20 protein-coding genes and 1 pseudogene are annotated in these 23915 nt (G+C 69.3%); 4 read left to right on the plus strand and 17 right to left on the minus strand.

Annotated features, from left to right (window positions below; all coding sequences use genetic code 11):
• Positions 1-28: 28 nt before the first annotated feature.
• Complete coding sequence (locus tag ACWPN5_RS07015; protein WP_492295006.1) at positions 29-2113, plus strand: recombinase family protein; 2085 nt, start codon at positions 29-31, stop codon at positions 2111-2113.
• 27 nt (positions 2114-2140) lie between these two features.
• Here ACWPN5_RS07015 and tnpB read toward each other — a convergent pair whose 3' ends face one another.
• From tnpB to ACWPN5_RS07035, 4 genes are all read right to left on the minus strand, one after another.
• Positions 2141-2350: an IS66 family insertion sequence element accessory protein TnpB gene (gene tnpB, locus ACWPN5_RS07020; RefSeq protein WP_492295008.1), complete on the minus strand. Its 210-nt coding sequence runs from the start codon at positions 2348-2350 to the stop codon at positions 2141-2143.
• Positions 2347-2757 (minus strand): IS66-like element accessory protein TnpA, encoded by a 411-nt coding sequence (gene tnpA / locus ACWPN5_RS07025; protein WP_145690540.1) that lies wholly within the window; start codon positions 2755-2757, stop codon positions 2347-2349. Before tnpA ends, tnpB begins: the two co-directional genes overlap by 4 nt.
• A gap of 216 nt (positions 2758-2973) precedes the next feature.
• Positions 2974-3576 (minus strand): alpha-ketoglutarate-dependent dioxygenase AlkB, encoded by a 603-nt coding sequence (locus tag ACWPN5_RS07030; protein WP_145690538.1) that lies wholly within the window; start codon positions 3574-3576, stop codon positions 2974-2976.
• Entirely contained in the window at positions 3573-4355 is a 783-nt protein-coding gene (locus tag ACWPN5_RS07035) for a class I SAM-dependent methyltransferase (RefSeq protein WP_200479353.1), read from the minus strand. Before ACWPN5_RS07035 ends, ACWPN5_RS07030 begins: the two co-directional genes overlap by 4 nt.
• 319 nt (positions 4356-4674) lie before the next feature.
• Here ACWPN5_RS07035 and ACWPN5_RS07040 point away from each other — a divergent pair.
• A pseudogene (locus tag ACWPN5_RS07040) lies at positions 4675-4928 on the plus strand (transposase); the annotation flags it as partial.
• Positions 4929-5107: 179 nt separating this feature from the next.
• Here ACWPN5_RS07040 and ACWPN5_RS07045 read toward each other — a convergent pair.
• The 10 genes from ACWPN5_RS07045 to ACWPN5_RS07090 form a co-directional block, all read right to left on the minus strand.
• Positions 5108-6343: an ABC transporter ATP-binding protein gene (locus ACWPN5_RS07045; protein ID WP_492295011.1), complete on the minus strand. Its 1236-nt coding sequence runs from the start codon at positions 6341-6343 to the stop codon at positions 5108-5110.
• A 60-nt stretch (positions 6344-6403) separates the two neighbouring features.
• Complete coding sequence (locus ACWPN5_RS07050; RefSeq protein WP_035677626.1) at positions 6404-7225, minus strand: carbohydrate ABC transporter permease; 822 nt, start codon at positions 7223-7225, stop codon at positions 6404-6406.
• Between the two features lie 4 nt (positions 7226-7229).
• Positions 7230-8168, minus strand: a complete 939-nt coding sequence (locus ACWPN5_RS07055; RefSeq protein WP_145626999.1) for a carbohydrate ABC transporter permease — start codon at positions 8166-8168, stop codon at positions 7230-7232.
• 229 nt (positions 8169-8397) lie between these two features.
• Positions 8398-9663 carry an ABC transporter substrate-binding protein gene (locus ACWPN5_RS07060; protein ID WP_051658308.1) on the minus strand — a complete coding sequence of 422 codons (1266 nt, stop codon included), beginning with the start codon at positions 9661-9663 and terminating at the stop codon, positions 8398-8400.
• A gap of 100 nt (positions 9664-9763) precedes the next feature.
• Positions 9764-11344 carry an aldehyde dehydrogenase (NADP(+)) gene (locus ACWPN5_RS07065; protein ID WP_492295014.1) on the minus strand — a complete coding sequence of 527 codons (1581 nt, stop codon included), beginning with the start codon at positions 11342-11344 and terminating at the stop codon, positions 9764-9766.
• A 46-nt stretch (positions 11345-11390) separates the two neighbouring features.
• A complete protein-coding gene (locus ACWPN5_RS07070) occupies positions 11391-12575 on the minus strand; it encodes a fumarylacetoacetate hydrolase family protein (protein WP_200479683.1) in 1185 nt (394 codons plus the stop codon).
• 31 nt (positions 12576-12606) lie between these two features.
• On the minus strand, positions 12607-13404 hold the full coding sequence (locus ACWPN5_RS07075) for an enoyl-CoA hydratase/isomerase family protein (RefSeq protein WP_145690525.1): 798 nt from the start codon (positions 13402-13404) through the stop codon (positions 12607-12609).
• Positions 13405-13414: 10 nt separating this feature from the next.
• Positions 13415-14566 (minus strand): carbohydrate ABC transporter substrate-binding protein, encoded by a 1152-nt coding sequence (locus ACWPN5_RS07080; RefSeq protein WP_492295017.1) that lies wholly within the window; start codon positions 14564-14566, stop codon positions 13415-13417.
• A complete protein-coding gene (locus ACWPN5_RS07085) occupies positions 14548-15801 on the minus strand; it encodes a CaiB/BaiF CoA transferase family protein (protein WP_492295019.1) in 1254 nt (417 codons plus the stop codon). Before ACWPN5_RS07085 ends, ACWPN5_RS07080 begins: the two co-directional genes overlap by 19 nt.
• A 67-nt stretch (positions 15802-15868) precedes the next feature.
• Positions 15869-16633, minus strand: coding sequence for an SDR family oxidoreductase (locus ACWPN5_RS07090; protein WP_492295021.1), 765 nt, complete (start codon positions 16631-16633; stop codon positions 15869-15871).
• A 318-nt stretch (positions 16634-16951) separates the two neighbouring features.
• On the opposite strand from ACWPN5_RS07090, the gene ACWPN5_RS07095 reads away from it, so the two are divergent.
• Together ACWPN5_RS07095 and ACWPN5_RS07100 are read left to right on the plus strand one after the other, a co-directional pair.
• The gene (locus tag ACWPN5_RS07095) at positions 16952-18028 is read left to right on the plus strand and encodes a LacI family DNA-binding transcriptional regulator (protein ID WP_492295023.1); all 1077 of its coding nucleotides are present in this window, start codon (positions 16952-16954) and stop codon (positions 18026-18028) included.
• Positions 18029-18318: 290 nt separating this feature from the next.
• Positions 18319-19539, plus strand: coding sequence for an arabinose transporter (locus ACWPN5_RS07100; RefSeq protein WP_492295025.1), 1221 nt, complete (start codon positions 18319-18321; stop codon positions 19537-19539).
• Positions 19540-19545: 6 nt separating this feature from the next.
• On the opposite strand, the gene ACWPN5_RS07105 is transcribed toward ACWPN5_RS07100, so the two are convergent.
• The 3 genes from ACWPN5_RS07105 to ACWPN5_RS07115 form a co-directional block, all read right to left on the minus strand.
• Complete coding sequence (locus tag ACWPN5_RS07105; protein ID WP_492295027.1) at positions 19546-20493, minus strand: flagellar motor protein MotB; 948 nt, start codon at positions 20491-20493, stop codon at positions 19546-19548.
• 9 nt (positions 20494-20502) lie between these two features.
• The gene (motA, locus tag ACWPN5_RS07110) at positions 20503-21390 is read right to left on the minus strand and encodes a flagellar motor stator protein MotA (RefSeq protein ID WP_109070357.1); all 888 of its coding nucleotides are present in this window, start codon (positions 21388-21390) and stop codon (positions 20503-20505) included.
• Between the two features lie 70 nt (positions 21391-21460).
• Positions 21461-23845 (minus strand): hypothetical protein, encoded by a 2385-nt coding sequence (locus tag ACWPN5_RS07115; RefSeq protein ID WP_492295029.1) that lies wholly within the window; start codon positions 23843-23845, stop codon positions 21461-21463.
• Between the last annotated feature and the right edge of the window lie 70 nt (positions 23846-23915).

Raw genomic sequence — 23915 nt, forward strand, 5'->3', positions numbered from 1 at the left:
CAGGGCCGCGCCCCGGCGGAGGCCGGTCATGAGTCGCACGAGGCGGATCAGCGGGACGCTGTCGAGCAAGATCGAGGGCCGCCATCTTGACCGTCAGGCCGTCGTCTATGTTCGGCAGTCGACGCTTCAGCAGTTGGAGCACAACAAGGAATCCACCGCGGTCCAGTACGCCCTGGTCGAGCGGGCCTGCTCGCTGGGCTGGGCTCGACCGCGGGTCGCCGTCATCGATGACGATCTCGGCTGCTCCGCCGCATCCGCCGCTGGGCGGCCCGGCTTCCAGCGCTTGGTGGCCGAGGTTGGGCTCGGTCACGTTGGCCTGATTCTTGGCTTCGAAGTCTCCCGGCTCGCCCGCTCCTGCCGGGACTGGTACCATCTCCTGGAGATTTGCGCCCTGGCCGGAACGCTGATCGGCGACAACGACGGCGTCTACGACCCCGGCCTCTACAACGACCGGCTCCTGCTCGGGTTGAAGGGCACGATGAGCGAGGCGGAACTGCACATCATGCGTGCCCGCTTCGAGGAGGGGCGCTGGAACAAGGCCGAGCGCGGGGACTTCGGCTTTCCGATGCCGCGCGGCTTCCTCCGCCGGCCCTCGGGGGAGATCGTCCAAGATCCCGACGAGCGGGCGCGCGACAGCCTTCACCTGGTCTTCGAGATCTTCGAGCGGCGGCGCAGCATCCACGGCGTGGTGCGGTACTTTCACGCCCACGACCTCCAACTCCCCGATCGGGTGCGGGGCGGGCCGGCCAAGGGCGACCTCGTGTGGGCGCCCGTCACCCGGAATGCCGTGCTGAAGCTCCTGACGAGCCTTGCCTATGCCGGCGCCTACGCCTATGGCCGGCAACGGCCACCGCCAACGGACCCCTCGAAACGAAGCCGGGCGACCAGCCCCGGTGAGTGGCAGATCCTGATCAAGGACCGCTGGCCGGCCTACATCGATTGGGACACGTTCGAGAGGAACCAGCGCCAATTGAAGGCCAACCAGAGCAAGCACATCGGCGTCGCCCGCGGCGGGCCGTCGCTGTTGACCGGGATCCTGGTCTGCGGCCGCTGCGGCTCGCGCATGGTGACGACCTACCGCAACAACGGCCACAGCCTGCGCTACGAGTGCACGCGGCGGATGATCAACCGCGGCGAGGAGCATTGCCAGGGGTTCGCCGGCGAGACCCTGGACACCCTCATCGCCGACCTGGTCCTGGCGGCGCTGCAGCCCGGCGCCGTCGACGTCGCCTTGCAACTCGCCGAGGACGTGGAGATCGAACGCGCCCGGGAGCATCGGCAATGGGAATTGCGGCTCGAGCAGGCACGCTACGAGACCGAACGGGCGCAACGCCAGTACGACGAGGTCGAGCCGGAAAACCGGCTGGTCGCCCGCACACTGGAACGGCGCTGGGAAGCGGCGTTGCAGACCGAGACGCAGCTCGCGGCCGAGCATGCCCGCTTCCTGGCCCGTCAGCCAGTTCGGCTGACCGCGGCGGATCGGGCCGCCATCGAACGGCTCGCCGCCGACGTGCCGGCGATTTGGCGGGCGGCGAGCACCACCGCGGTCGAGCGCAAGGAGATCGTCCGCCTGATGCTGGATCGGGTCGTGGTCACGGTGGAGGGCGAGACGGAGAACATGGAGGTGGAGTGTCACTGGGCCGGCGGCCGCCGAACCCGCCACCGGCTGCGGCGGGCGGTGCGTCGCATGACCCAGTTGGCCGGCCACGACGAGCTTTTTTCCCGGACCACGGCCCTGTTCGCTGACGGACTGCGCCCGCCGGCCATTGCCCGAACCTTGGCAGCCGAGGGCTGGCTTATGCCACACGGCGGACCAGCCACGGAAAAGGGCGTGCGTTCCTGGCTGCAACGCCGGGGCCTGCTGCCGGACGGGCGGCACCGGCCGACGCTGGTGGTGGAACGGGCTCCGGACGAGTTCACAGTGGCAGAATTGTCGGTCCGTTTGGGTGTCCCCGAGGGCACGATCTACCGGTGGCTGTACAAAGGATTGGTCCCGGCACGTCGGGCGCCGGCGGTAAGCCAGAACCTCTGGCTTGTCCGCTTGGAGGACGCCCTGGCTCACGACCAGCAGCGCCGCCTCCGCAAGCCGACCAAGGTCAAGCACGTTACCTGATGACAAGGAACCTGCTCTGGAGAGGCATTATGACGCCAGGACGCAACTGCCCTGGCCGTCATGCCAGATGATCTTCACAAGATCGCCGCGGCGTCCGCGGAAGATGAAGAGATGGCCGCTGTGCGGGTCCTGGGCGAAGCGTTCCTGCACCAGCAACGCCAAGCTCGCCCAGCCCTTGCGCATGTCGGTGTGCCCGGTGGCCAGCCACACCCGCACTCCGCTCGGCACCGGGATCATGCCAGGGCACCGACGACGGCCGCCGCGAGGGCCGGGTCGACCGGCCCTTCCAGACGCAGGCGTGTCCCGCTGGGCAAGATGACCTCGAGGATCGCCGGGCTCGTGGCCGGCGGCGCCGGAGGCGGCAATGACCCAGGGGGCTCCACGACCGGCGGTTCCGTTACGGTCGGCTCCGGCGCGATGGTCACCGCGACGAAGCTGGACGGTTCGGCCACGGCACTCCCTGTGGCCTTCATCAGCCCCCGCCAGCGATACAGCAGGCTTTCGTGCACGCCCAGCCGGCGGGCCGCGTCCGTCACCACCACGCCGGGGCGGAACGCCTCCTCGACCATCCGCACTTTCTCCGCCGGCGTGTAATTCCGCCGCCGCTCCGTTCCCGTCAGAACCTCGACCCGCTGATAAGCCATGACGTTTGCAACTCGTTTGCGTCCGCGCGATGACGCGCCACACAAACCTCAGACGCCAACCCCTACTTTGCCAAGGCGGCGCTCACCGGAGGCGTACGACATGGGGGCGTTTCCTGGTGGCGAACTGATCCGCCATTTGCGCAGAATTGCGCACGAATACTCGGAATTGCGCGTTGGCGCGCACGAGCGCGAAGCTGCCTCTGCGTTGCGCTCCGATCATGCACCGATGACGACCGAACGGAAAGTCAACGACACGCGCCGCAAGCGTTGCGTCTTCATGCCGTCGATCATGTCGGATTTTCGCGCCGGTATTCCGTGCAACCAGTCGTATCGTGCCGGTCCCGACAGTCTCAGCAGACTGCACGTCGGCAACGTCATTTCGCGCCGCGCGCCGGTGGCGGCGCACTGAAACGTCATGACGACGGAACTGCCAAGGCTGAGGATGGCGATGGTGTCACCGAAACAGGGAACGCAGTCGATATGCGCCGAAATGCCTTGGCCCGTCAGGTATTCATTGACGATGACCTGATCCGGCACAGTGTAGAATACGCCTTTATCGACAAGACGTCCGGCGAGCACGGCCAACCATCCCGGCAAAGGCCCCAGATGGTCGCCAGGCAAAACAGAGCGGGCGCGATAGTCATAGCGAAAGCCATAGTGCTGAACACGACGTTTAAGGTCATTCCGCCAGTTGCCGCCGTCCACTTGTTTAAGCAGTTGGCTTTCCTCAGCTTTACCGATCCAATCGTTGTTCAGGGCCAGACCCGGAATCCGCAGCCCCTCCTCACAGGCAGCGATCAAGGGAACGTCAGCGCTCATGGTTGGAGAATCCATGTTTCGAACGACTGATGTTCTTTCAGAGCACTGTCTTCATCGTTGGTGTTGACGTGCGAATAGGATGGAAAATCGCCCGGAGAGAAAGGAATGGCGTAAAAATTCTTTATGCCGGCGTATTCGGCCGCTTCATCCATGCGGAAGCGTCCGTCATAATATGAGCTATTAACGACGGTGATGATAATTTCTCCGTCCTGCCGAAGGTGTTCGACGGCACTCCTCAGAAAGCGTCGAACAAGGACATAGTTAGGGTTGTGTCCTCGGTTCGGTTCCCGGCTGCCGGCATTGGGAAATTGAAAAATGATCGTATCAAACTTCTGATGATGAAACGTCCGATCCAAATTTGTTGCATCCACATTATCGAGTACGGTTACCCCCACTCTGGATAATTTCCGGACATTGGTTTTGGCGTCATCGGAAATGTCACGGCTGCTTTCGTGTATTGTCGAGGTGATCGACATCGGTATGGCATGATGATCAAAAACAAGTGAGGCTGTGAAACTAAAATTTCCTTCCCCAACGAGAAGAGTCTTACCGCTGAATGCCCGACTAACGATATGGTTTTGGCGCGCATTTTGGACGTTGCCAAAGTCACCTGAAGTAAAAGGTTGCTCATCGATACAGCGATCGGCGCCGTACCGTGCCGCAAACCAATTTGTAACAATATTATGCGTTGATGCGCTTTGCGGGTGACGAGAATCGCGATAGGCAGATGACCCGATGAGACGGTCAATTTCGTGCGGTGACGGGAATTCTAAAGGCATCGCGGTTCGATTCCCATGTTAGGTGACGGTCGCGGCTCATACTCGGGTATCCTGTCGCGTACTATACGTTCCCATTTTGTTCTAAATTGAGTGCAGTGTCAAGCGATTTGGCGGGCATCATCATTGCCAACGTCTGGACTGTCCGGCGACGTGAGTTCTGGCTACGTTTCCGCGCTCGCCACGACAATGGGTTCATAATACGCTGATTTCGAATACAAATTTTCAGCGAATGTTAAATCCCGGTTGCCGCCGCTCCGCCATCATTTCCCCCGCGTTACTTCTCGGATGGCGGCGGATGGAAACGGACAAACGGCATGGGCTGGGCGCTGCTCCGCATGCCGCACAGCACACCAGGAACCGCCGCTCCGCCATCAATGGCCGAACCACCCGCCACCCTGACTATGCCGTGTTCTTGCGATCCGCAAGCGGATCGAGGAAGTCTTCGGCTGGTTCAAGGGAGCCGGCATGTGCAAAACGCGTTATCGTGGCACCGCCCGGGTCGGCCGGATGTTCACGTTGACCTCCGCCGCCGACAATCCGATCCGATCGCCCGGGCTGCTGACCAAAGCATAATCATGCCCGGAGCCCGCCTGAACGGCTGTTCCGGGAACCTGAGACTGAGCAAAGTCGAGCAGAGGCGCCGGTTGTGAAAGGGATGGAAGTGCCTTTCTGACAAGGAGTGTTTGGGAACGGCGCCGCACCTGCCAACCCACCCTGGGATGGAGGTGCGGGCGCCGTCCGCGCGGATGGTATCAAGAGGCGGTGCGGATGGTCCCGACACGTCCCCCGGCCAGGAAGTCCTCCGCGGCCCGCCCGCCGACGCGGAGGCCGCTGTCCTTCTCGAACAGGGAGAAGTCCTTCAGCAGGCAGTCGATCCCGACCGCCTCGCCGACGCGCAGTTCGCTGTAGCCGGGGACAGAGACCATCACCTCATCGGTCAGGCCGCCGTCGTCGTCATGGGCGGTGTGGACGCCGGACAGCTTCACCGAGATCAGCGATTCCGCCCCCACATGCTCGACCAGGGTGACAGTGCCCGGCAGGCTCTTGCCCTGGCCCGGCGGCACGACGGCGAGCGCGCCGGGGCGCAGGCCCAGCCAGACCTTCATGCGGCTGCCGCCGCCCGCCCGCTCGGCCCCAGGGCGCTCGGCCTTATCGGGCAGCGGCAGGACGCTGTTGCCGATGCGCACGGTCATGCCTTCGACCTCGGCGTCGATCAGGTTCATCGGCGGCGTGCCGATGAAGCGGGCGACGTAGGTGTTGGCCGGCTTCTCGTAGATCTCGCGCGGGGTGCCGTACTGCTGGAGGTGCCCGTCGCGCATCAGCGCGATGCGGGTGCCCATGGTCATCGCCTCGATCTGGTCGTGGGTGACGTAGACGAAGTTGCCGCCGACCCGCTGGTGGAGCTGGGTGATCTCCGCCCGCATGGCGGTGCGCAGCTTGGCGTCGAGGTTCGACAGCGGCTCGTCCATCAGGAAGGCCGACGGCTCGCGCACCATGGCGCGGCCCAAGGCGACGCGCTGGCGCTGGCCGCCCGACAGGGTGCGCGGGTGGCGGTCGAGCACCTTGGTCAGGGCCAGCGTGTCGGCGGTGCGCTCCACCAGATCGCGCACCTCCGACGAGTTCTCGATGCGGCGCTTGAAATAGTCGCCGATGAAGGGGATGTGGAACCACCAGCGGAACTGCCGCATGATCAGCGGGAAGGCGATGTTCCGGCGCACCGTCATGTGCGGGTAGAGCGCGTAGGACTGGAAGACGAAGGCCATGTCGCGGTCGCTGGGCGGCAGTTCGTCCACCCGCTTGCCGCCGAGATGGATCTCGCCGCTGGTCACCGTCTCAAGCCCCGCGATCATGCGCAGGATGGTGGACTTGCCGCAGCCCGACGGGCCGAGCAGCACCAGGAATTCGTCGTCGCCGGCCTCCAGGCTCACGTTGTCGATCACGGTCAGGGAACCGAAGGACTTCGTGACGTTCTGCAGTTTGATAGCCATGGGCTTTTCCCTTTTATCTCTCGGGCGTGTCGGTGCAAGGGGGGCGGGATCGGCCCACGGTCAGCCCTTGACGCCGCCGGTCGTCATGCCGGCGACCACGTAGCGTTGGACGAACAGGTAGAAGACGACCGCCGGCAGCGTGTAGATGAAGCCGACCGCCATGACCGTGTGGACCGGCGTGCTCAGCTCGCCCACGAAGCTGGCGAGGCCGACCGAGGCGGTGCGCAGGGCGTCGTCGCTGATGAAGGTCTGGGCGAAGACATACTCGTTCCAGCCGTGGAAGAAGGCGATCACCGCCGCCGCTGCCAGAGTCGGCGCGATCAGCGGAACCACCACCGCCAGCACGATGCCGAGGCGGGAGCAGCCGTCCACCCTTGCGGCCTCCTCGATCTCCGACGGCACGCCGTCGATGGCGCCCTTCAGGATCCAGGTCACCACCGGCACCGTGAAGGCCGTGTTGGCCAGGATCAGGCCGAGCAGCGTGTTGAGCAGCGACAGCTTGGTGAAGATGTCGTAGAGCGGCACCACCAGCATGGCTTCCGGCAGCATCTGCGTCATGAACAGCGCGAAGCCGAGCAGCAGCTTGCCGTTGAAGGTCAGGCGCGACAGCGCGTAGGCCGGCAGCACCGACAGCAGGATGCTCAGCACCGTCGTGCCGACCGCGACGATCAGGCTGTTGACCAGCCATTGACGCAACGAGGTCTCGGTGAAGGCGGCGGCATAGGTGCCGATCTGCGACAGCGTCGGCAGCAGGTTCGGCGTGTCGTCGAACAGCCGCTCCGACGGGGTGAGCGAGGTCACCAGCATCCAGTAGAGCGGGAAGGCCGCCACCCCGAGGAGGACCAGGACGGCGAGCGTGCGGGCCGTGGAATTGTGTTTCATGAGATCACCGTTTCCCGGCGGCCTTTTCCGCCCGCGTCGACAGCCAGAAGTAGACCAGCGTCACCAGGATCGCGACGACCAGCCCGATGATGCCGACCGCCGCCGCGCGGCCGAGGTCGAGATAGACGAAGGCGCGGCGGTAGAGGTCGATGACCAGCGTGTTGGTCTCGCCCAGCGGGCCGCCCTGGGTCATCAGCCAGATCACGTCGAAGCGGCGCAGCGACCACACCGTGATGAGCAGGGTCAGCAGGGCCACCGACGGGCGGATGGTCGGCCAGGTGACGGCGCGGAAGATGCTCAGCCGGTCGGCCCCGTCGATCACCGCCGCCTCGCGCAGCTCCGACGGCACGCCCTGGAGGGCGGCCAGGATGACGACGGAGGAGAAGGGGAAGATCTGCCAGATCGTGGTGATGAGGATGGCCGGCAGGGCGAAGGACGGCTCGTCCAGCCAGTTCACCCCGCCCTCGGCGAAGCCCAGGAACTGGGCGAGGTGGCTGAACAGGCCGTACTGCGCGTTGAACATCCACACGAAGATCAGCGCCGCGGCGACCGGCGGGGCGGCCCACGGAATGGTGACCAGCGCGCGGGCGATGCCGCGCCCCCGGAAGGTGCCGTCGAGCAGCAGCGCCGCCAGCAGGCCGAGCCCGATGGAGGCGACCACGCAGACCAGCGTGTAGACCGCGGTGACGCGCAGGACCTGATGGAACTCCGGGTCGAAGACGAGTTCGCGGTAATTGTCCAGCCCGACGTAGGTCTGCTGGCCGGGCGAGAGCAGCGAGGTGGAGGTGACGCTGAGCAGGAATTCCTGCACCAGCGGGTAGCCCTGGAAGACCAGGAGGTAGAGCGCCACCGGGGCGACGAAGAGCGCGGGAACCCAGCGGCCATGGTCAATCGGCGCGCGCCGCGCGGCGGCCCTGGGCTGGCTCACGGTCCTGCTCATCATGATGCGGTATCCGGAGTTGGGACCACGGCGATCGCATTCGTTGTTCCCTCTCCCCTCTGGGGAGAGGGTTTAGGGTGAGGGGGTTGCGCTTGTGCCGAATGCAACGACACGCGCAACCCCCTCACCGGCCCTTCGGGCCACCCTCTCCCCGGAGGGGAGAGGGTTAGAACGTCGAACACGATCACCGTGGAGTTGGACCGGCGGTACCGAAGCACCGCCGGTGCGGGCGTTACTTCTGGGCGAGCACGCGGGCGGTGATCAGGCGCTGCGCCTCGTCCATGGCGGTCTGCGGGGCGACGCCGCCCTGGAGCACCTTGAGGAGCTGCTGGACGATGATCTGCTGGATCTCCGGCGCCTTGGTCTCAAGCCCCTGCGGCAGGGCGGGCACGCTGTTCGGGGTCTGCGCGTCGTAGACCTTCAGCCAGGGCATGGCCTGAAGCTCCTCCGGCGTGCGCTCCACCGTCGTCGCGACGTTGGCGGCGCCCAGAAGGGTCTGGAGTTCCTGCTGCTGCTGGGGCTGGAGCGCCCATTGCAGGAACTTGCCGGCGGCGTCCTTCACCTTGGTGTTGGCGTTGATGGTCACCGGAGCCAGGATCATGCCCTGCTCCTTGTGCGGGAAGGGCGACGGGGCGGCGGCGATGGGGTGCGCCTTGCCCTGCGAGGTCAGGATGGTGGCGACGCCGCCGTTGTCGATCTCCATGGCGACCTTGCCCTCCCAGAACATCCGCCGGTAGGTGGCGGCGTCGGTGCCCTTGGGGATCATGCCGGCGTCGTAGACGGTCTTGTAGGCGGCGACACCCGCCACGACCTCCGGGCTGTTGAAGGTCGGCGTGCCGTCCGGCTTGGACCAGCGCCCGCCGAAGCCGTAAACGAAGTTGGTCAGGTCGTACCAGACGCCGCCGCGCTCGGCCATCGTGGCGCGGAAGGCGAAGCCGTAGTTGCCGTCCTTCGTCGCCTCCTTGCCGAGCTTCACGAACTCCTCGAAGGTCTTGGGCGGCGTGCCGTTGGGCAGCAGCGCGGCGTTGTAGACCATCGCGTAGTTGGCGGTGTCAAAGGCGAAGCCGTAGCGCTTGCCCTCGACCTTCATGTACTGGTCGGCGGCGGTGAAATTGTGGGCGCCGTCCTTCACGATGTCGTCGATCGGCAGGACCGACTTGGCCGCCACCGCGGCGTAGAACTCCGGCAGGTCGAAGCGGATCACGTCGGGGCCGCCGTTGCCGCCCATCTGCGTGAAGATGGTGGTGGCGAAGGAGGAGAAGGGGATGGTGACCGGCTTCACCTCGATGTCGGGCTGGGACTGGTTGAACTTCTCCACCCAGGCCTTCAGCCGGTCGCCGCGGCCGACCTCGGCGAAGTGGGACGCAGCGAAGGTCACCACCGTCTTTCCGGATGACTGGGCCAGGGCGACCGAGGCGGTGCCCAGCGCCAGGGCGGCGGCCAGTCCGCCGGCCAGAAGGGGGGTGATGCCCGTGATTGCGCTCAGAAACGGCTTCATGCTGCGTCCTCCTCCGAATTTGTTCGTTTGCTGTCTTTTTTGGTTGGTTTGGCCCGCAATCCCGGAACCATACCAGAGTATGCGGGCCGGTGATTGGGGTTCAGTGCCGGCCCAACGCTCCGTCGACCCGGCGCCACAGCCCCAGCGGGTTGCCGTCGCGCAGGGCTTGCGGCAGCAGGTCGGCGGGGATGTCCTGGTAGCAGACGGGCCGCAGGAACCGCTCGATGGCCGCCGTGCCGACCGAGGTGGTGCGGCCGTCCGACGTGGCCGGGAAGGGGCCGCCATGCACCATGGCGTGGCAGACCTCGACGCCCGTCGGCCAGCCGTTGGCCAGGATGCGGCCGGCCTTACGCTCCAGCGTCGGCAGCAGGACCGCCGCCGCTCCGGCGTCGGCCGCGTCCATGTGCAGGGTCGCGGTGAGCTGGCCGTCCAGCCGTTCCGCCACCGCGCGCAAGGACTCCAGATCCGGGCAGCGGATGAGCAGCGAGGCGGCGCCGAACACCTCCTCCCGCAGGGCCGGGTCGTCGAGGAAGGCGTCGGCGGTCGTGGCGAACAGCGCCGCCCGGCACCGGTTGGGGCCTTCGCCGTCCAGCCCGCGGGCCAGCGTCGCCACGAGGGCGTTGCCGGCCAGGGCGGCCACCCCGGCGTCGAAGGCGGCGTGGATGCCCGGCGTCAGCATGGTCGGCGCCGCGCTGCCGCCCAGCGCCTCCACGGCGGATGTCACGAAGCGGTCGAGGTCCGGCCCGTCCACCGCCAGCAGGATGCCGGGGTTGGTGCAGAACTGCCCGGCGCCCATGGTCAGCGAGGCGACGAAGCCCCGGCCCAGAGCCTCGGCCCGCGCGGCGAGCGCCGCCGGCAGCAGGAAGACCGGGTTGATGCTGCTCATCTCCGCGTAGACGGGGATCGGCTCCGGGCGCTTGGCCGCCACCTCCATCAGCGCTACGCCGCCGCGGCGCGATCCGGTGAAGCCGACCGCCTTGATGCGCGGGTCGGCGACCAGCGCCGTGCCCACCGACGAGCCGGCACCGAAGATCAGCGAGAAGACGCCCTCCGGCAGCCCGCATTCGGCGACGGCGGCCTGGACGGCGCGGCCGACCAGCTCCGACGTGCCGGGATGGGCGGAGTGGGCCTTGACCACCACCGGGCAGCCGGCGGCGAAGGCCGAGGCGGTGTCGCCCCCGGCCACCGAGAAGGCCAGCGGGAAGTTGCTGGCGCCGAACACCGCCACCGGGCCGAGCGGGATGCGGCGCTGGCGCAGGTCGGGGCGGGGCAGGGGCGCCCGCTCCGGCAGGGCCGGGTCGATGCGGGCGCCGATCCAGCTTCCTTCCCGCACCACCGCGGCGAACAGGCGGAGCTGGCCGACGGTGCGCCCACGCTCTCCCTCCAGCCGGGCGCGCGGCAGGCCGCTTTCGGCCATGGCGCGGACGATCAACGCGTCGCCGAGGTCGAGGATGTTGCGGGCGACCGCCTCCAGGAAGACGGCGCGGTCCTCCGGCGCGGTCTCGCGGAAGCGATCGAAGGCGTCCCAGGCGAGTTGGCAGGCGCGGTCCACCTCCGCCGTCCCGCCGCCGCCGAAGGCGGGCTCCAGCGTCGCCCCGGTGGACGGGTCGATGGCGTGGATCTCGCCGTTGCGGCCACGGTGGCTCTCGGCGCCGATCAGCATCATGCCGGTGAGGGTCACGGGCGGGTCCTTTCTTGTTCGCGCTGCTCTTGGTCTTGGTGCGGCATCAGCCGAGCAGGCCGCGGCCCGCGAGGTTCCGCATCAGCGCGGCGGCGCCGAAGTCCCAGGGCGCGCAGTCGGCGCAATGGCGGACCCGGTTGGTCAGGCTGCCCAGCGCCGGGGCGGTGATGGTAACCACGTCGTCCAGCTTGTGGGTGAAGCCCTCGCCCGGACGGTCGCGGTCCTCGACCGGCGCGAACATGGTGCCGAGCAGCAGGACGAAGCCGTCCGGATACTGGTGGTTCTCGCCGATGGTGGCCTCCACCAGCTCCACCGGGTCGCGGCTGATCTGCGACATGGAGCTGGAGCCCTCCAGCCGGAAGCCGTCGCTGCCCTCGACCACCAGCCCAAGCTCGGCGCTGCGCACGCCGTCGAGCGTGAAGCGGTCGTCGAACAGGCGGATGAACGGGCCGATGGAGCCGCTGGCGTTGTTGTCCTTGGCCTTGCCGAGCAGCAGGGCGGAGCGCCCCTCGACGTCGCGCAGGTTCATGTCGTTGCCGAGCGTGGCGCCGACGATGTCCCCGCGGCTGGAGGCCAGGACGGCGATTTCCGGCTCCGGGTTGTTCCACACCGAATAGGGCGGGATGCCGACATGGGCGCCGGTGCCGACCGCCGACATCGGCTGGCCCTTGGTGAAGATCTCGGCGTCGGGGCCGATGCCGACCTCCAGATACTGCGACCACACCCCGCGGGCGATCAGCGCCTTCTTGACCTCCATGGCCTCCGGCGAGCCGGGCTTCAGGCTGGACAGGTCGCGCCCGATCAGCGCGTCGATGTCGGCGCGGATGGCCAGCGCCTTTTCCGGGGCGCCGCGCGCCTGCTCCTCGATGACGCGCTCCAGCAGGCTGACCACGAAGGTCACGCCGGACGCCTTCACCGCCTGGAGGTCGATGGGGGCCAGCAGCCAGGGCCGCTCCGGGTCGCGCCGGTCCTCGTCGGAGTTGGCGAGGATCGCGGCGGCGGTGCCGATCCATTCACCGGGCAAGTCGCGGACGATGGCTGCGGCGGCGCCGGTCTCCACCAGATCGCGCACGGTGGGCGCGTCGCGGCTGGTGATGTCGAAGACGTCCCGGCCGCGCACGGCGATGACCGAGGGGCCGACGCCGGGGCGCCAGGCGCGCCCGACCAGCAGCGCGCCCTCGTCCGCCGGCAGGGCGGCGGCGGGGTCGAGGGGAAGGGGTCGCTTGCTCATGGTTTCCTCTCCTCTTGCTTGCGCCGGGTGGTTACTTGCGCCGGAAGACCGGGCTGCGCTTTTCCTTGAAGGCGGCGCGCCCCTCGGCGGCGTCCGCGGTGGCGAAGCAGATGGTCTGCAGGTCGCGTTCGTACTCGATGGCCTTTTCCACCGGCATGGTGTGGGCGGCCTTCAGGTTCAGCTTCGCCGTCTCCGCCGCGATGGGGGCGCGGCTGGCGACGATGGCGGCGATCTCCTGCGCGCGGGCGAGCAGACGGTCGGCGGGCACCACCTCGCTGACGAGGCCCCAGGCCAGCGCCTTGTCCGCCGGGATCGGGTCGCCGGTCAGGATCATCATCGCGGCGTTGGAGGTGCCGATGGAGTGCGAGAGGAAGGCCGCGACGCCGCCGCCGCCGATCCAGCCGAGCTTGATCTCCGGCGCGCCGAACTGCGCGTTCTCCGACGCGATGCGGATGTCGCAGCTCATCGCCGTCTCCAGCCCACCGCCGAAGGCGTAGCCGTTGACCGCGGCGATGCTGGGCTTGCGCAAGGACCGGATGGCGTCGCAATAGTCCTCGCGGTTGCGGAAGTTCCAGGCGGTGTCGTAGCGGTCCAGCTCGCGGATGTCGGAGCCGCAGCAGAAGGCGCGAGGCCCGGCGCCGGTCAGCACGACGCAGCGGATGTCGTCGTCGGCGTTGCAGCGGGCCACGGCGGCGACCAGCTCCGCGGCCATTTCCGGGGTCACCGCGTTCAGCTTCTGCGGGCGGTCGAGGGTGATGGTGGCGACGAAGCCGTCCACCGTGACGGTGACCGCGCCGAGCGCCGGATCGGGGGTGTTGAGCGAGTCCATGGGATGGGCCTTATCGTTCGGCGCCAGCAGCCGGACGGCTGGCGGCGTAGCGGTGTTGCAGGCGGTCGAGCAAGGCGGCGTGCGGCGTGCCGTCGGCCAGCGCGTCGCGGATCATCGCGGCGGCGTCGGCCTGGAAAGCGATGTAGCCGGCGTGGCGCGGGCGGACATAGGCGGCCTCCAGCGTCGCGGCGGTGTTGCGGTAGAACCCGCCCCAGCGTTCGTTCACCGCCGCGTCCGCCCAGGCGTCGCGGCGGCTCGGCTGGCCGTCGTGGGCCGGGATGAAGCTCCGCTGCGCCTCGGCGCCGAGCAGCCAGCGCAGATGGTCGAGCAGGGCGGGCGTCACCTCGCAGCGCACGGAGACGCCGATGCCGGTGCCGCCCAGCGTCGAGCCGGGACGCCCGTCCGCCGTGGCGCGCGGCGCGTCGGCGAATGTGACCGGCGTCTCGCCCGCTGCGGTGGGGGCCGCGTAGTTGACGTAGCCGTAGACCAGCGGGCAGAGCGCCACGCCGTCGGTGCGGGCCATGTGGCCGAGCAGCCCGATGGGGTTCAGCCCGCGCACCGCCGCCGGCATCCGCCCGGCCAGCGTCGCCATGAGGTCGAGCACCTGCGTCCCCACCTCCGTCGAGACCAGCCGGTCGGGATCGGCCACCGCGGGCGGATCGCCGAAGGCCGCCGCCATGGACAGGAAGGTCAGGCAGGCGTGCGGCCCGGCCAGCGACAGGGCGACCGGCGCCCGTTCGGACAGGCTCGCCACATCCGCCCAGGTGACGGGGACCGGCCCGTCCAGAAGGTCGGCGCGGCAGGCCGTGACCTGGGTCGCCGCGTCGAGCGGCAGCGCCCAATGCCGCTCGGCGAAGCGGTAGCTGGCGAGGCTCGGCCCGATGCTGTCGCGCTGCCAGCCGGCGATGTCCTCGGCGGTGAACAGGTCCTCCAGCGGGATCAGGCCGCGTTCCGCCACGGCCTCCCCGACATGGGGGTGGTCGAGGACGATCAGGTCGTAGCGGGCGCAGAGGTCGCCGATCGGATGGGCCTCGAAGCCTTCGAGCGGCTGCTTGTCCCAATCGATCGCAAGCCCGTCGCGCGCCTTGTCCAGCCCGGCGGCGGCTGCCGCCAAGGCGTTGTAGCCGCGCGGGTGGTCCCAGGTCAGCGCGCGGTAGCGCATGCCCGAACCTCCTCTTCCTCCGCCTCCGCCTCCGGCTCGGTGGCGGCGACGACGCCGGCGGCCAGCAGACGGTCGACGGCCTCGGCGGTGAAGCCGGCGGCCTCCAGCACCTCGCGGGTGTGCTCGCCGGTCAGGGGGGCGCCGCGCTCGACCTCCGACGGGGTCTTGGAGAACTTGATCGGGAAGCCCGGCGTTTTGACGCGGCCCTCGGTCGGGTGGTCGTACTCGACGAAGGTGCCGTTGTGCTTGATCTGCGGGTCGTTCACGAGGTCGGCGTAGCCGTAGACCGGCCCGGCCCAGACCCCGGCGGCGTTGAACAGCTCCAGCCACTCCGCGGAGGTCTTGGCGGTCAGCCGGTCGCGGGTCTTGGCGAAGATCTCGTCGCGGCGGCTCCAGCTGTCGGTCTCGTCCTCCATGTCGAGGAAGGACGGCTCGCCGATCAGCTCGCCCAGCAGCTTCAGCGGCGGGAAGGCCACGATGATGAAGCCGTCGCTGGTCGCGAAGGCGCCGTAGGGCGCGCGGATGTAGACGTGGGCGTGCGGCTCGGCGGAGCGGGTTTGCGGCTTGCCGCCGACCGTGAAGACAGACAGCTCCTGCATCTGGATCGTCGTGATGGCGTCCAGCATGTTGACCTGGACGAGCTGGCCCTCGCCGGTGCGCTCGCGGTGGAGCAGGGCGGCCAGCACGCCTTCGAAGGCGGTATAGCCGGTGATCGCGTCCACCAGATACTGGCCGGCGGGGGTCGGGGCCTCGCCCTCGCGGCCCGCCGACAGCATGGCGCCGGACATGCCCTGCAACAGCAGATCCTGGCCCGGACGCTGGACGTAGGGGCCGGTCTCGCCATAGCCGGAGATCGACAGGTAGATCAGGCGCGGGTTGATCGCGGAGAGCGATTCGTAGTCCACGCCCAGCCGCTTGGCGACGCCCGGCCGGTAGTTCTGAAGGAAGACGTCGGCGGTCTTGACCAGCTCCATCAGCAGGGCCTTGCCCTCGGTGTTCTTCAGGTCGACGGCGAGCGAGCGCTTGTTCCGGTTCAGCGACAGGAAGGAGACGTTGACCTTGTTGCCGGTGATGCCGCCGGCCGCGGTGTGGCGCTGCCACTCGCCGGTCACCGGCTCCACCTTCACCACGTCGGCGCCGAGGTCGCCCAGGCGCTGCGCCGCCAGCGGGCCGGCCATGGCGATGGAGCAGTCGAGCACACGGTAACCGCTGAGGATGTTGCGTTTCTTGTCCATGATGTCCGGGTCTTGTTGCCGTGGGTCCGCCGGCCATGGCGGAAGGATGGGGCGGAAGGATGGGTGGTCAGCCGTTGGTTGCCGGGGCTTGCGCGAAGAAGGCGCGGTTCCAGACGGGGCTGATGAGGATTTCGTTGACGCAGACGTGGGGCGGCATCTCGGCCACGAAGCGGATGGTGCGGCCCAGGTCTTCGGGCTGGAGCAGGCGCGCCATCTCCTCCGCCGGGGGCGGGGAGGGGCGCTGGCCCAGCAGGTCGGTCGCCACCTCGCCGGGCATGACCACGCAGGAGCGCAGGCCGTTGCGCCATTCCTCCATGTTCAGGCTGTGGCTCAGCGTCACCAGCGCCTGCTTCGTCGCGTTGTAGCCGGGGCCGCCGAGGACGAGCGCGTGCCGCCCGACCCAGGAGGACACGATGATGACGGTGCCGGACCGGCGCTCCCGCATGGCGGGCAGCACCGCCTGGATGGCGTGCATGGTGCCGTTGAGGTTGACGTCGACCAGCCGCCGCCAGCCCTCCGTCCCGAGGTCGCGGAAGCTGCGGTTGGGCAGGTTCATCCCGGCGCTGGCGACCAGCGTGTCGATTTGCCCGTGGCGGTCGAGGATCGCCGCCGCCACGCGCCGCACCGCCGCCTCGTCGGCCACGTCGAGGACCGCGGTCTCGGCCCTGCCGCCGGCGGCGCGGATGGACTCCGCCACGCGGGCGAGCGCGTCTTCGCGCCGTCCGGACAGGACGACGGTGGCGCCGCCCTGCGCCAGCGCCCGCGCGCCGGCCTCCCCGATTCCGCTGCCGCCGCCGGTGATCCAGGCGACGCTGTCCGCAAGAACGCTCATGTCTTGCCTGCTTCGTTGCTTGTCTTTGTTGCTTTCCCGCCGTCCGGCCATCGGGCCGCCGCGGTGTCCCTCCCAGCGTTCCCCGGATCGTCCGCCTTGGCGTCCGTTTCGAGTGACCGCTAACGTGACCGGTAACATGATTGGTTGGGGCAATCAAGCATCTTTGGTGAGCGATAACGTTAGCGTTCGCGTGACCGCTAACATGAAATGCGCTATGGATTGTGGAAAGGGTGCCGCACCCGGCTTGCAACGGGCGGCGCGGCCATGCACAAGAAGGCGGCCGGTCAGTGCCCGAAGGCGGGCCGGCGGAAGCAGGATATGAGGTCATCCCAGGTGTCGGACGAAGGACAGCTTTCGCTCAGGAAGGCGGAGTCACGGCGGCGCTCCGCGACCCGCGCGGTGACGATGGCCGATGTGGCGCAGGCCGCGGGCGTCTCCACGCAGACGGTTTCGCGCGCGCTCCGCGATCCGCGCAGCGTCGGCCCGGACACGCTCGCCCGCATCGAGGAGGCGGTGCGCGAAACCCGCTACGTTCAGAACCTGGCGGCGAGCCACCTCGCCTCCAACCGCAGCATGACGGTGGCGGCGATCATCCCGACCATCTCCGCCTCGATCTTCGCGGAAACCATCCAGGGCCTGACCGACGTCCTGCTGCCGGAGGGCTATCAGGTCTTCCTCGGCCACACCGACTACATGGCGGCGCGCGAGGAGTCGCTGGTCCGCAGCTTCAGCGGGCGGCGCCCCGACGGCTTCTTCATCATCGGCACCCGCCACACCCAGGAGACCACGGCCCTGCTGAAGCGCACCGGGGTACCGGTGGTGGAAAGCTGGAGCTGGACGAACCGCCCCGTCGACATGCTGGTCGGCTTCTCCAACCACGCCGCCCTGATGAGCGTGGTCGATCATCTGGTGGGGCGCGGCTACCGCCGGCTGGCCTTCACGGGCGTCATGAAGCCGGGCGACCACCGCGCCAAGGAGCGTCTGAAGGGTTTCCAGGACGCCCATGAGCGTCATTTCCCAGGCGTGACGCCGCGCGTCGTCACGGTCACCAGCGGGCCGATGGTGATGGCGACCGGCGTGGAGCTGCTGAAGCTGGTGCGGGAGCAGCATCCCGACACCGACGCCGTGGTGTTCGTCAGCGACGTGCTGGCCTCCGGCGCCCTGCTGGCCTGCAGCGGCCTGGGGATCTCGGTGCCGAAGGATCTGGCGATCACCGGGTTCGGCAATTACGACATCGCCGGGCAACTGACGCCGGGCCTGACCACCATCGCCATCGCCAGCCGCAAGATCGGCATGGAATCCGCCAACCTCCTGCTGCGGCGGATGCAGGGCGGCGAGGTGGAGAACCGCACCCAGGACGTGGGGTTCGAACTGCTGGTGCGGGGCAGCGCCTGAGCCTGCCGGGGTTGATCCGAGACCGGAGTTTCGTCCGGTCATTGGCAGAGATTCTGTGTATCCCAGCTCATGGCACCAACAACGCACAAAACCGCGACGGGTGTTCGGTGCCGGTTTCATGACGCGGGCTGTTGCATTTCTCCGCGGGATCGGTACCCTGTCCCGCATCGCCAGCCACGCTGGCCGTAAGCGTTCAACGTCAACCAACGCACTCAACGATCCTCGCCGATCGGAGTGCGTTCGCGTGTTCGGACGGACGGCCATCGGCGGGGACCAGTGTGGAGCACACCATGGGTCCCCAGCAAAGGCTGGATCAAAGGCCGGCGCCGGCGCGTGATGCGGCGCAAGGCCGCCTGATCGTCCTCACCGCCGTCCTCTTCGTCTCCTATCTCTGTGTCGCCCTGTCCCTTCCCGTCGTGCCGCTGTTCGTGGCCGGGGATCTCGGGATGGGCAATGTCTGGGCCGGGCTGGGCGTGGGAAGCGCCTTCCTCGCCACCATCCTCAGCCGCGGCTTCGCCGGAGCCTTTTCCGACCGCCAGGGCGCGAAGAGGGCGGTCGGGCGGGGGCTGGCCTTCTATGTGGCCGGCGGGCTGGTCTCGATGGCCGCCGGTCCTCTGTCGTTCTCGCCATGGTCGGCCTTTTCGGTGCTGGTGGCGGGCCGCCTGCTCATCGGTGTCGGCGAAAGCCTCGTCGGGGTCGGGGTGGTCGCCTGGGGGATCGGCATCGTCGGTCCGCAGCGCTCGGGCCGTGTGCTGGCGCTGATCGGGGCGGCGCTCTACGGCGCCTTCGCGGCGGGCGGACCGCTGGGGCTGGCGCTGCTCGACCGCTTCGGTTTCTCCGGTGTCATGGCGGTCAGCGCGCTGCTGCCCGCCGTCGGTCTTCTGGCGATCCGGCGCATGGAAGGAACCCCGGCCCATCCCGACGCCGAGCGCCCGCCCTTCCGCAGCGTGCTGGGGCGGATCTGGCGGCAGGGCGCCGTCGTCAGCCTCCAGGGCATCGGCTTCGCCGCCATCGGCGCCTTCTTCTCGCTGCACTTCGTCCGCGAGGGCTGGCCCCACGCCGGGCTCGGCCTGACCGCCTTCGGGCTCGGCTTCGTGCTCGTCCGCTTCGCGCTCGGTCATCTGCCCGACCGCTTCGGCGGTCTGCGGGTGGCGATGGGGTCGCTGGCGGTCGAGGCGGTCGGGCAGGCGCTGTTGTGGAGCGCGGGCGATCCCGTCACGGCGCTGGCCGGCGCCTTTCTGACCGGGCTCGGCTGCTCGCTGGTCTTTCCCGCCATGGGGCGGGAGGTCGTCCATCTCGTCGAGCCGCAACTCCGTGGCACCGCGCTCGGCGCCTTCGCGGCGTTCCAGGACGTCGCCTACGGCCTGACCGGCCCCCTGGCCGGGCTGCTCGCCGACCGGGTCGGCTACGGCGGCGTCTTCCTGCTGGGAAGCGCCGCCGCCGTGCTGGGCTTCCTGACCACCGTCCAACTGCTTCGCGCGCGGCCGGTGGTGAAGACCAGCCCGACCTGAGGGGGCCTATTCCCCCGCTGTGGCCTTCAGGAGCGTGATGCTGATCCGCCGGTTCTGCGGGGCCAGCGGGTTGGCGCCGTCGAGATGGTCGAGGTCGGCGCGGCCCTCCACCCGGACGATCCGGCGGGCCGGCACGCCGGCGGCGATCAGCTCGCGGCGGGCGGCGTTGGCGCGGTCGCTGGACAGTTCCCAGTTGCCGTACTTTGCCCCGTCCGCATAGCCCAGCGCGTCGGTGTGGCCGGTGATGCTGAGGCGGTTGGGCGACGACGCGACGGCGCCGGCGACCAGCCGCATCAGGCGCCGCCCCTGCTCGTTCATCTGGGCGGAGCCGACGTTGTACATCGACACCTTCGCCTGATCGGTGAGCTGCACGCGCAGGCCGACCGACGTTTGCTCGATGACCACGCTGCCGGCGAGCGCTCCCAGCTCCGGCATCGTCTCCAGCGCCGCGCGCAGGTCGCGCTCGGCCTTCTCAAGCCCCTGCTGCTCGGTGAGCGCCGCGGTCTGGCGGTCGAGCAGGGCCTCCAGCTCCGCCCGCGCGTCGCGGTCCGTCTGGCTCCGGCCGCCGGGCGGGTTGGGCATGGGGTCCTTGCGCCCGGCGGGCTCGCGGTCGCTCTCGCCCAGCGAGGCGACGACGGGCGGGGCGGCCACCGGCACGCTGTGCTCCCCCGGCGCGTTGGGGGTGGACAGCGCCCCCGTCTTGTCGACCGCCCGCCCGGCCAGCATGCCGTCGGCGCCCGAATTGGACTGCGACAGGGCCACCGGGTTGAAATAGTCGGCGATGCCCTTGCGCTGCTCCACCGTGGTGATGTTCATCAGCCACATGATCAGGAAGAAGGTCATCATCGCCGTCACGAAGTCGGCGTAGGCCAGCTTCCAGGCGCTGTTGTGCTCCTCCTCCTCGCCGTAGCGGCGCTTGATGATGATCGTCGGTTCGATGCGCTTGCGGGCCATGGCGGGGCCTCAGGCGGGCTGGCTCGCCTCGCGGGCCTTCGCCTGCGAGGAGAGGGTGGTGGCGACCTCGACCTCGGCGAGGCTCGGCTGCGTGTCGGCGAACAGCACCTTGCGGGCGAACTCGGCGCAGACCTGCGGGGGGCTGCCGCGCAGATAGGCGCCGAGCGCGGCGCGCACGCAGATGAACAGCGTCAGCTCCGCCTCGCGGCGATGGCGGGCGGCGGCGGCGATCGGACCGACCAGACCGTAGGACAGCAGCACGCCGAGGAAGGTGCCGGTCAGCGCCCCGCCGATCATGTGGCCGAGCACCTCCGGCGGCTCGCTGATCGCGCTCATGGCGTTGATGACGCCCAGCACGGCGGCGACGATGCCGAGCGCCGGCAGCGCGTCGGCCAGATTCTGCAGCGCCTTCGGCACTTGGTTCAACTCGCGCCCGATGGTCTCGATCTCCTCGTTCATCAGGGCTTCCAGGTCGTGCGGGTTGTCCTGGCCGAGCGCGATCAGGCGCATGTAGTCGCACAGGAAAGTGACGCAGCGCGGCTGGCGGAAGACCGAGGGGTACTGGGCGAAGATCGGGCTGTCGTCCGGCTTGTCGATGTCGCTCTCGATGTTCGATACGCCCTTGGACTTGGCCTGCCGCAGCAGGGCGTAGAGCAGGGAGATCAGGTCGAGATACTCGTCCTTGCTGGTGTGCCGGCCGCGGGCCACCGCGCCGATGGTGCGCACGGTGGCGCGCAGCACCGCCATGGAGTTGGCGATGACGTAGCCGCCGATGCCGGCGCCGACGATGATGACGATCTCCACGGGCTGCCACAGCACGCCCATCCGCCCGCCCATGGCGGCGAAGCCGCCGAGCACGCTCAGGAAGACCGCGACGATTCCGAACAGCAAACGCATGATGTGAGTCCTCCGGCTCGGCCGAAAAGGGGGATCGGGCTCAGGGAGCCGTCGTGTAAGGCGGGAGCTTTCAGGGCGTCTTCCACCGGCGCACCATGCCGGCCAGCGCCTCGGCGGCGGCGAGCTGGCCGCTGACGGTGGCGCCGGACAGCGGCTTGCCCAGCGGGTCGGGCGGGACGGCCAGGGCGTCGAGCAGGCCGGCCCAGCGGGTCCCGGCCAGCGCCTTGCCGTGGCGCTCCGCGGCGGCGGTGACCGCCGCGTCGTCGCCCGCCCGGAAGGCGGCCAGCGCGTGGAAGGCGACGTCGTCCGGCAGGGGCGCGCCGGGTCCGCTGGCCGGCCCCTCGATCAGTTCTGCGTAGGCGGCGCGGGCCGCCGGCCATTCGCCGGCCCGGAACAGGCTGTCCGCCCGGATGCGCGCCGCTTCGGGTCCGGTCAGGCCGCGCAGCGCGTCAAAGGCGCGCATTGCCTCGCCTTCGGTGGCGAAGGCCTCGGCGCGCAGCAGGGCGCGGCGCTCAGCAGCCTGGGCGTCCGGCGTGGGGCCGGCGGTGTGGTCCAACACGGCCAGCGCCTCCGTTCCGCGGCCGGCGTCCAGCAGCACGCGGGCCAGCTCCAGCCCGACCGCCGCGCGCTCGGCGCCGCGCGCGGTCTCGGCGACGGCGTGGAGCAGGCGCGCGGCCTCCAGCGTGAAGCCGCCGCGGGCCAGCAGACGGGCCAGCCGGCGCTGCTGCGTTCCGGCGTCGTCGTCGGTCAGCGCCACTGTGCGGCCGTAGCGCACCTGGAGGGACAGCGCGTCGAGCGCGCTGCCCGGGGTTTTCTCCAGATGGCCAATCACCGCGTTGAGAAGCCCTCGCCCGGTGGTCAGCGCCGCCTGCCCGCGCGCTGTCGCGCCGAAGCGGCGGCCGAGCAGGCCGAAGATGTCGAGCGCCGCGTCGATCCGCCCGGCGCGGGTGTAGGCGGCGCCCAGCGCGGCCAGCGCGTCCGTCTCGACGTCGCCACCGCGCCAAGCGTAGCGCAGGCTTTCCAGCTCCGCGATGGCGCCGGGATCGTCCAGCGCGCCGCTGGCCAGCCGCAGCTCGATGGAACGCACCTGGGCGCGGTGGCCGTAGAGGTTGGGCAGGGCGGCGGCCCGCTTGTAGTGGGTCAACGCCTCCGCCGTCTCGTTGTGCAGCTCCGCCAGACGCCCGCGGAAGAGGTCGAGCCGCCCGTCGGTGGAGCCGATGCCGTCCAGCGTGATCATCTCCAGCACGATCAGGTTCAGCGACGGGCCGTCCGCCGCCTCGCCCGCCGATTCGGCGAGCAGGGTCAGCAGGCGGCCGCGCAGGTCGGCGGGGTAGGACAGCAGTCGCTTCAGCGCGATGGGCAGGCTCGATTTCGCCGCAGCCCAGCGGCTGGGGGCCAGGGTGGCGCTGCGCCAGACGTGATGGTCGGCGGCGGCGGGGCTGGGCTGGGCGCGGACGAACTGGCTGTCATCGGGATCGGCGTTGCCGTCCAGCGCGCGGAAGGCGTCGCGCAGCAGGCGCAGCTCGTACCGCTGGTCCGGCCCCGGCGTCAGGCTCTCCGCGGCGTCCAGCGCGGCGCGGCCTTCCTCCGGCAGGGCGCGGGCCAGCGTGAAGCGGGCCATGGCGAGCAGCGCGTCCACCCGCGCCCGGCCCTGGCTCTCGGCGATGCGCTGCTCCAGATGCTGCTTGCGCGCGGGGTAGTCGTCGCCGGCCCAGGCGTCCAGGTCGAAGGCGCGGATCGGCGGGTCGGCCTGGACGGCGGGAGTTGTGACCGGAGGCATGGCTGTTGGCGGCACAGCGGCCACCGTTTTGGCCGGTTCCGGCTTCGGCGGGGCGGGGGGCGGGGCCTTGGCGACCGGTTGCGGCTGAACCGGTGGCGGTGCCTGCACCACGGGCTGCGCCTGCACGACCGGTTGCGCCTGGGCGCTGGCGACCGGGTTCAGCCGTTCGGCGAGGCTGACGGGCGCCGCTAGGGCCGGCGCCGGTTCAGGGGCCGGCGGCGGCGCGATCATCGGGAACACCGACGCGCCGGGCGCCTCGGCCAGCAGGATGCCTTCGGATGCCGGCACGGGAGCGCCCGGCTTGCGCGCCGGCCGCGGCGGGTCGGTGACGTCGATGAAGGTGATCCGCCGCTCCCGGCGCACGGTGACGCGGGCGCCGCAGGGCCAATCCATGGTCAGGCTGCGTCCGTCCTCGGCCGTCTGGAAGCCGGTCAGCCGCCGCGAATAGGTGCCGTTCAACGCCTCCAGCGGCCAGGGGACCGCCTGCGAAAAGGCGACGCGCCCACCGCAGCTCCCGACATCGACCGCCGGGGCGCCCTGCGCGTTGACCAGCGCAAGGCGCGAGAAGTCGGCGTGGTCGCCCGTCTGCACGGTGATCGGTGCCGGTGCCTCCGCCGCGGCGGGAGGCGCCGTCAGGGCGGTGGTGGCCGACAGCAGGGCCAGGGAGATGGACAAGGTCCGGCAGGGATGCATCGCGACTGCCCCAAATTTTATCTAAATCGGAATCAAATCCCCCAAGACACCG

The organism is Azospirillum sp. UENF 211521 (assembly GCF_058780535.1).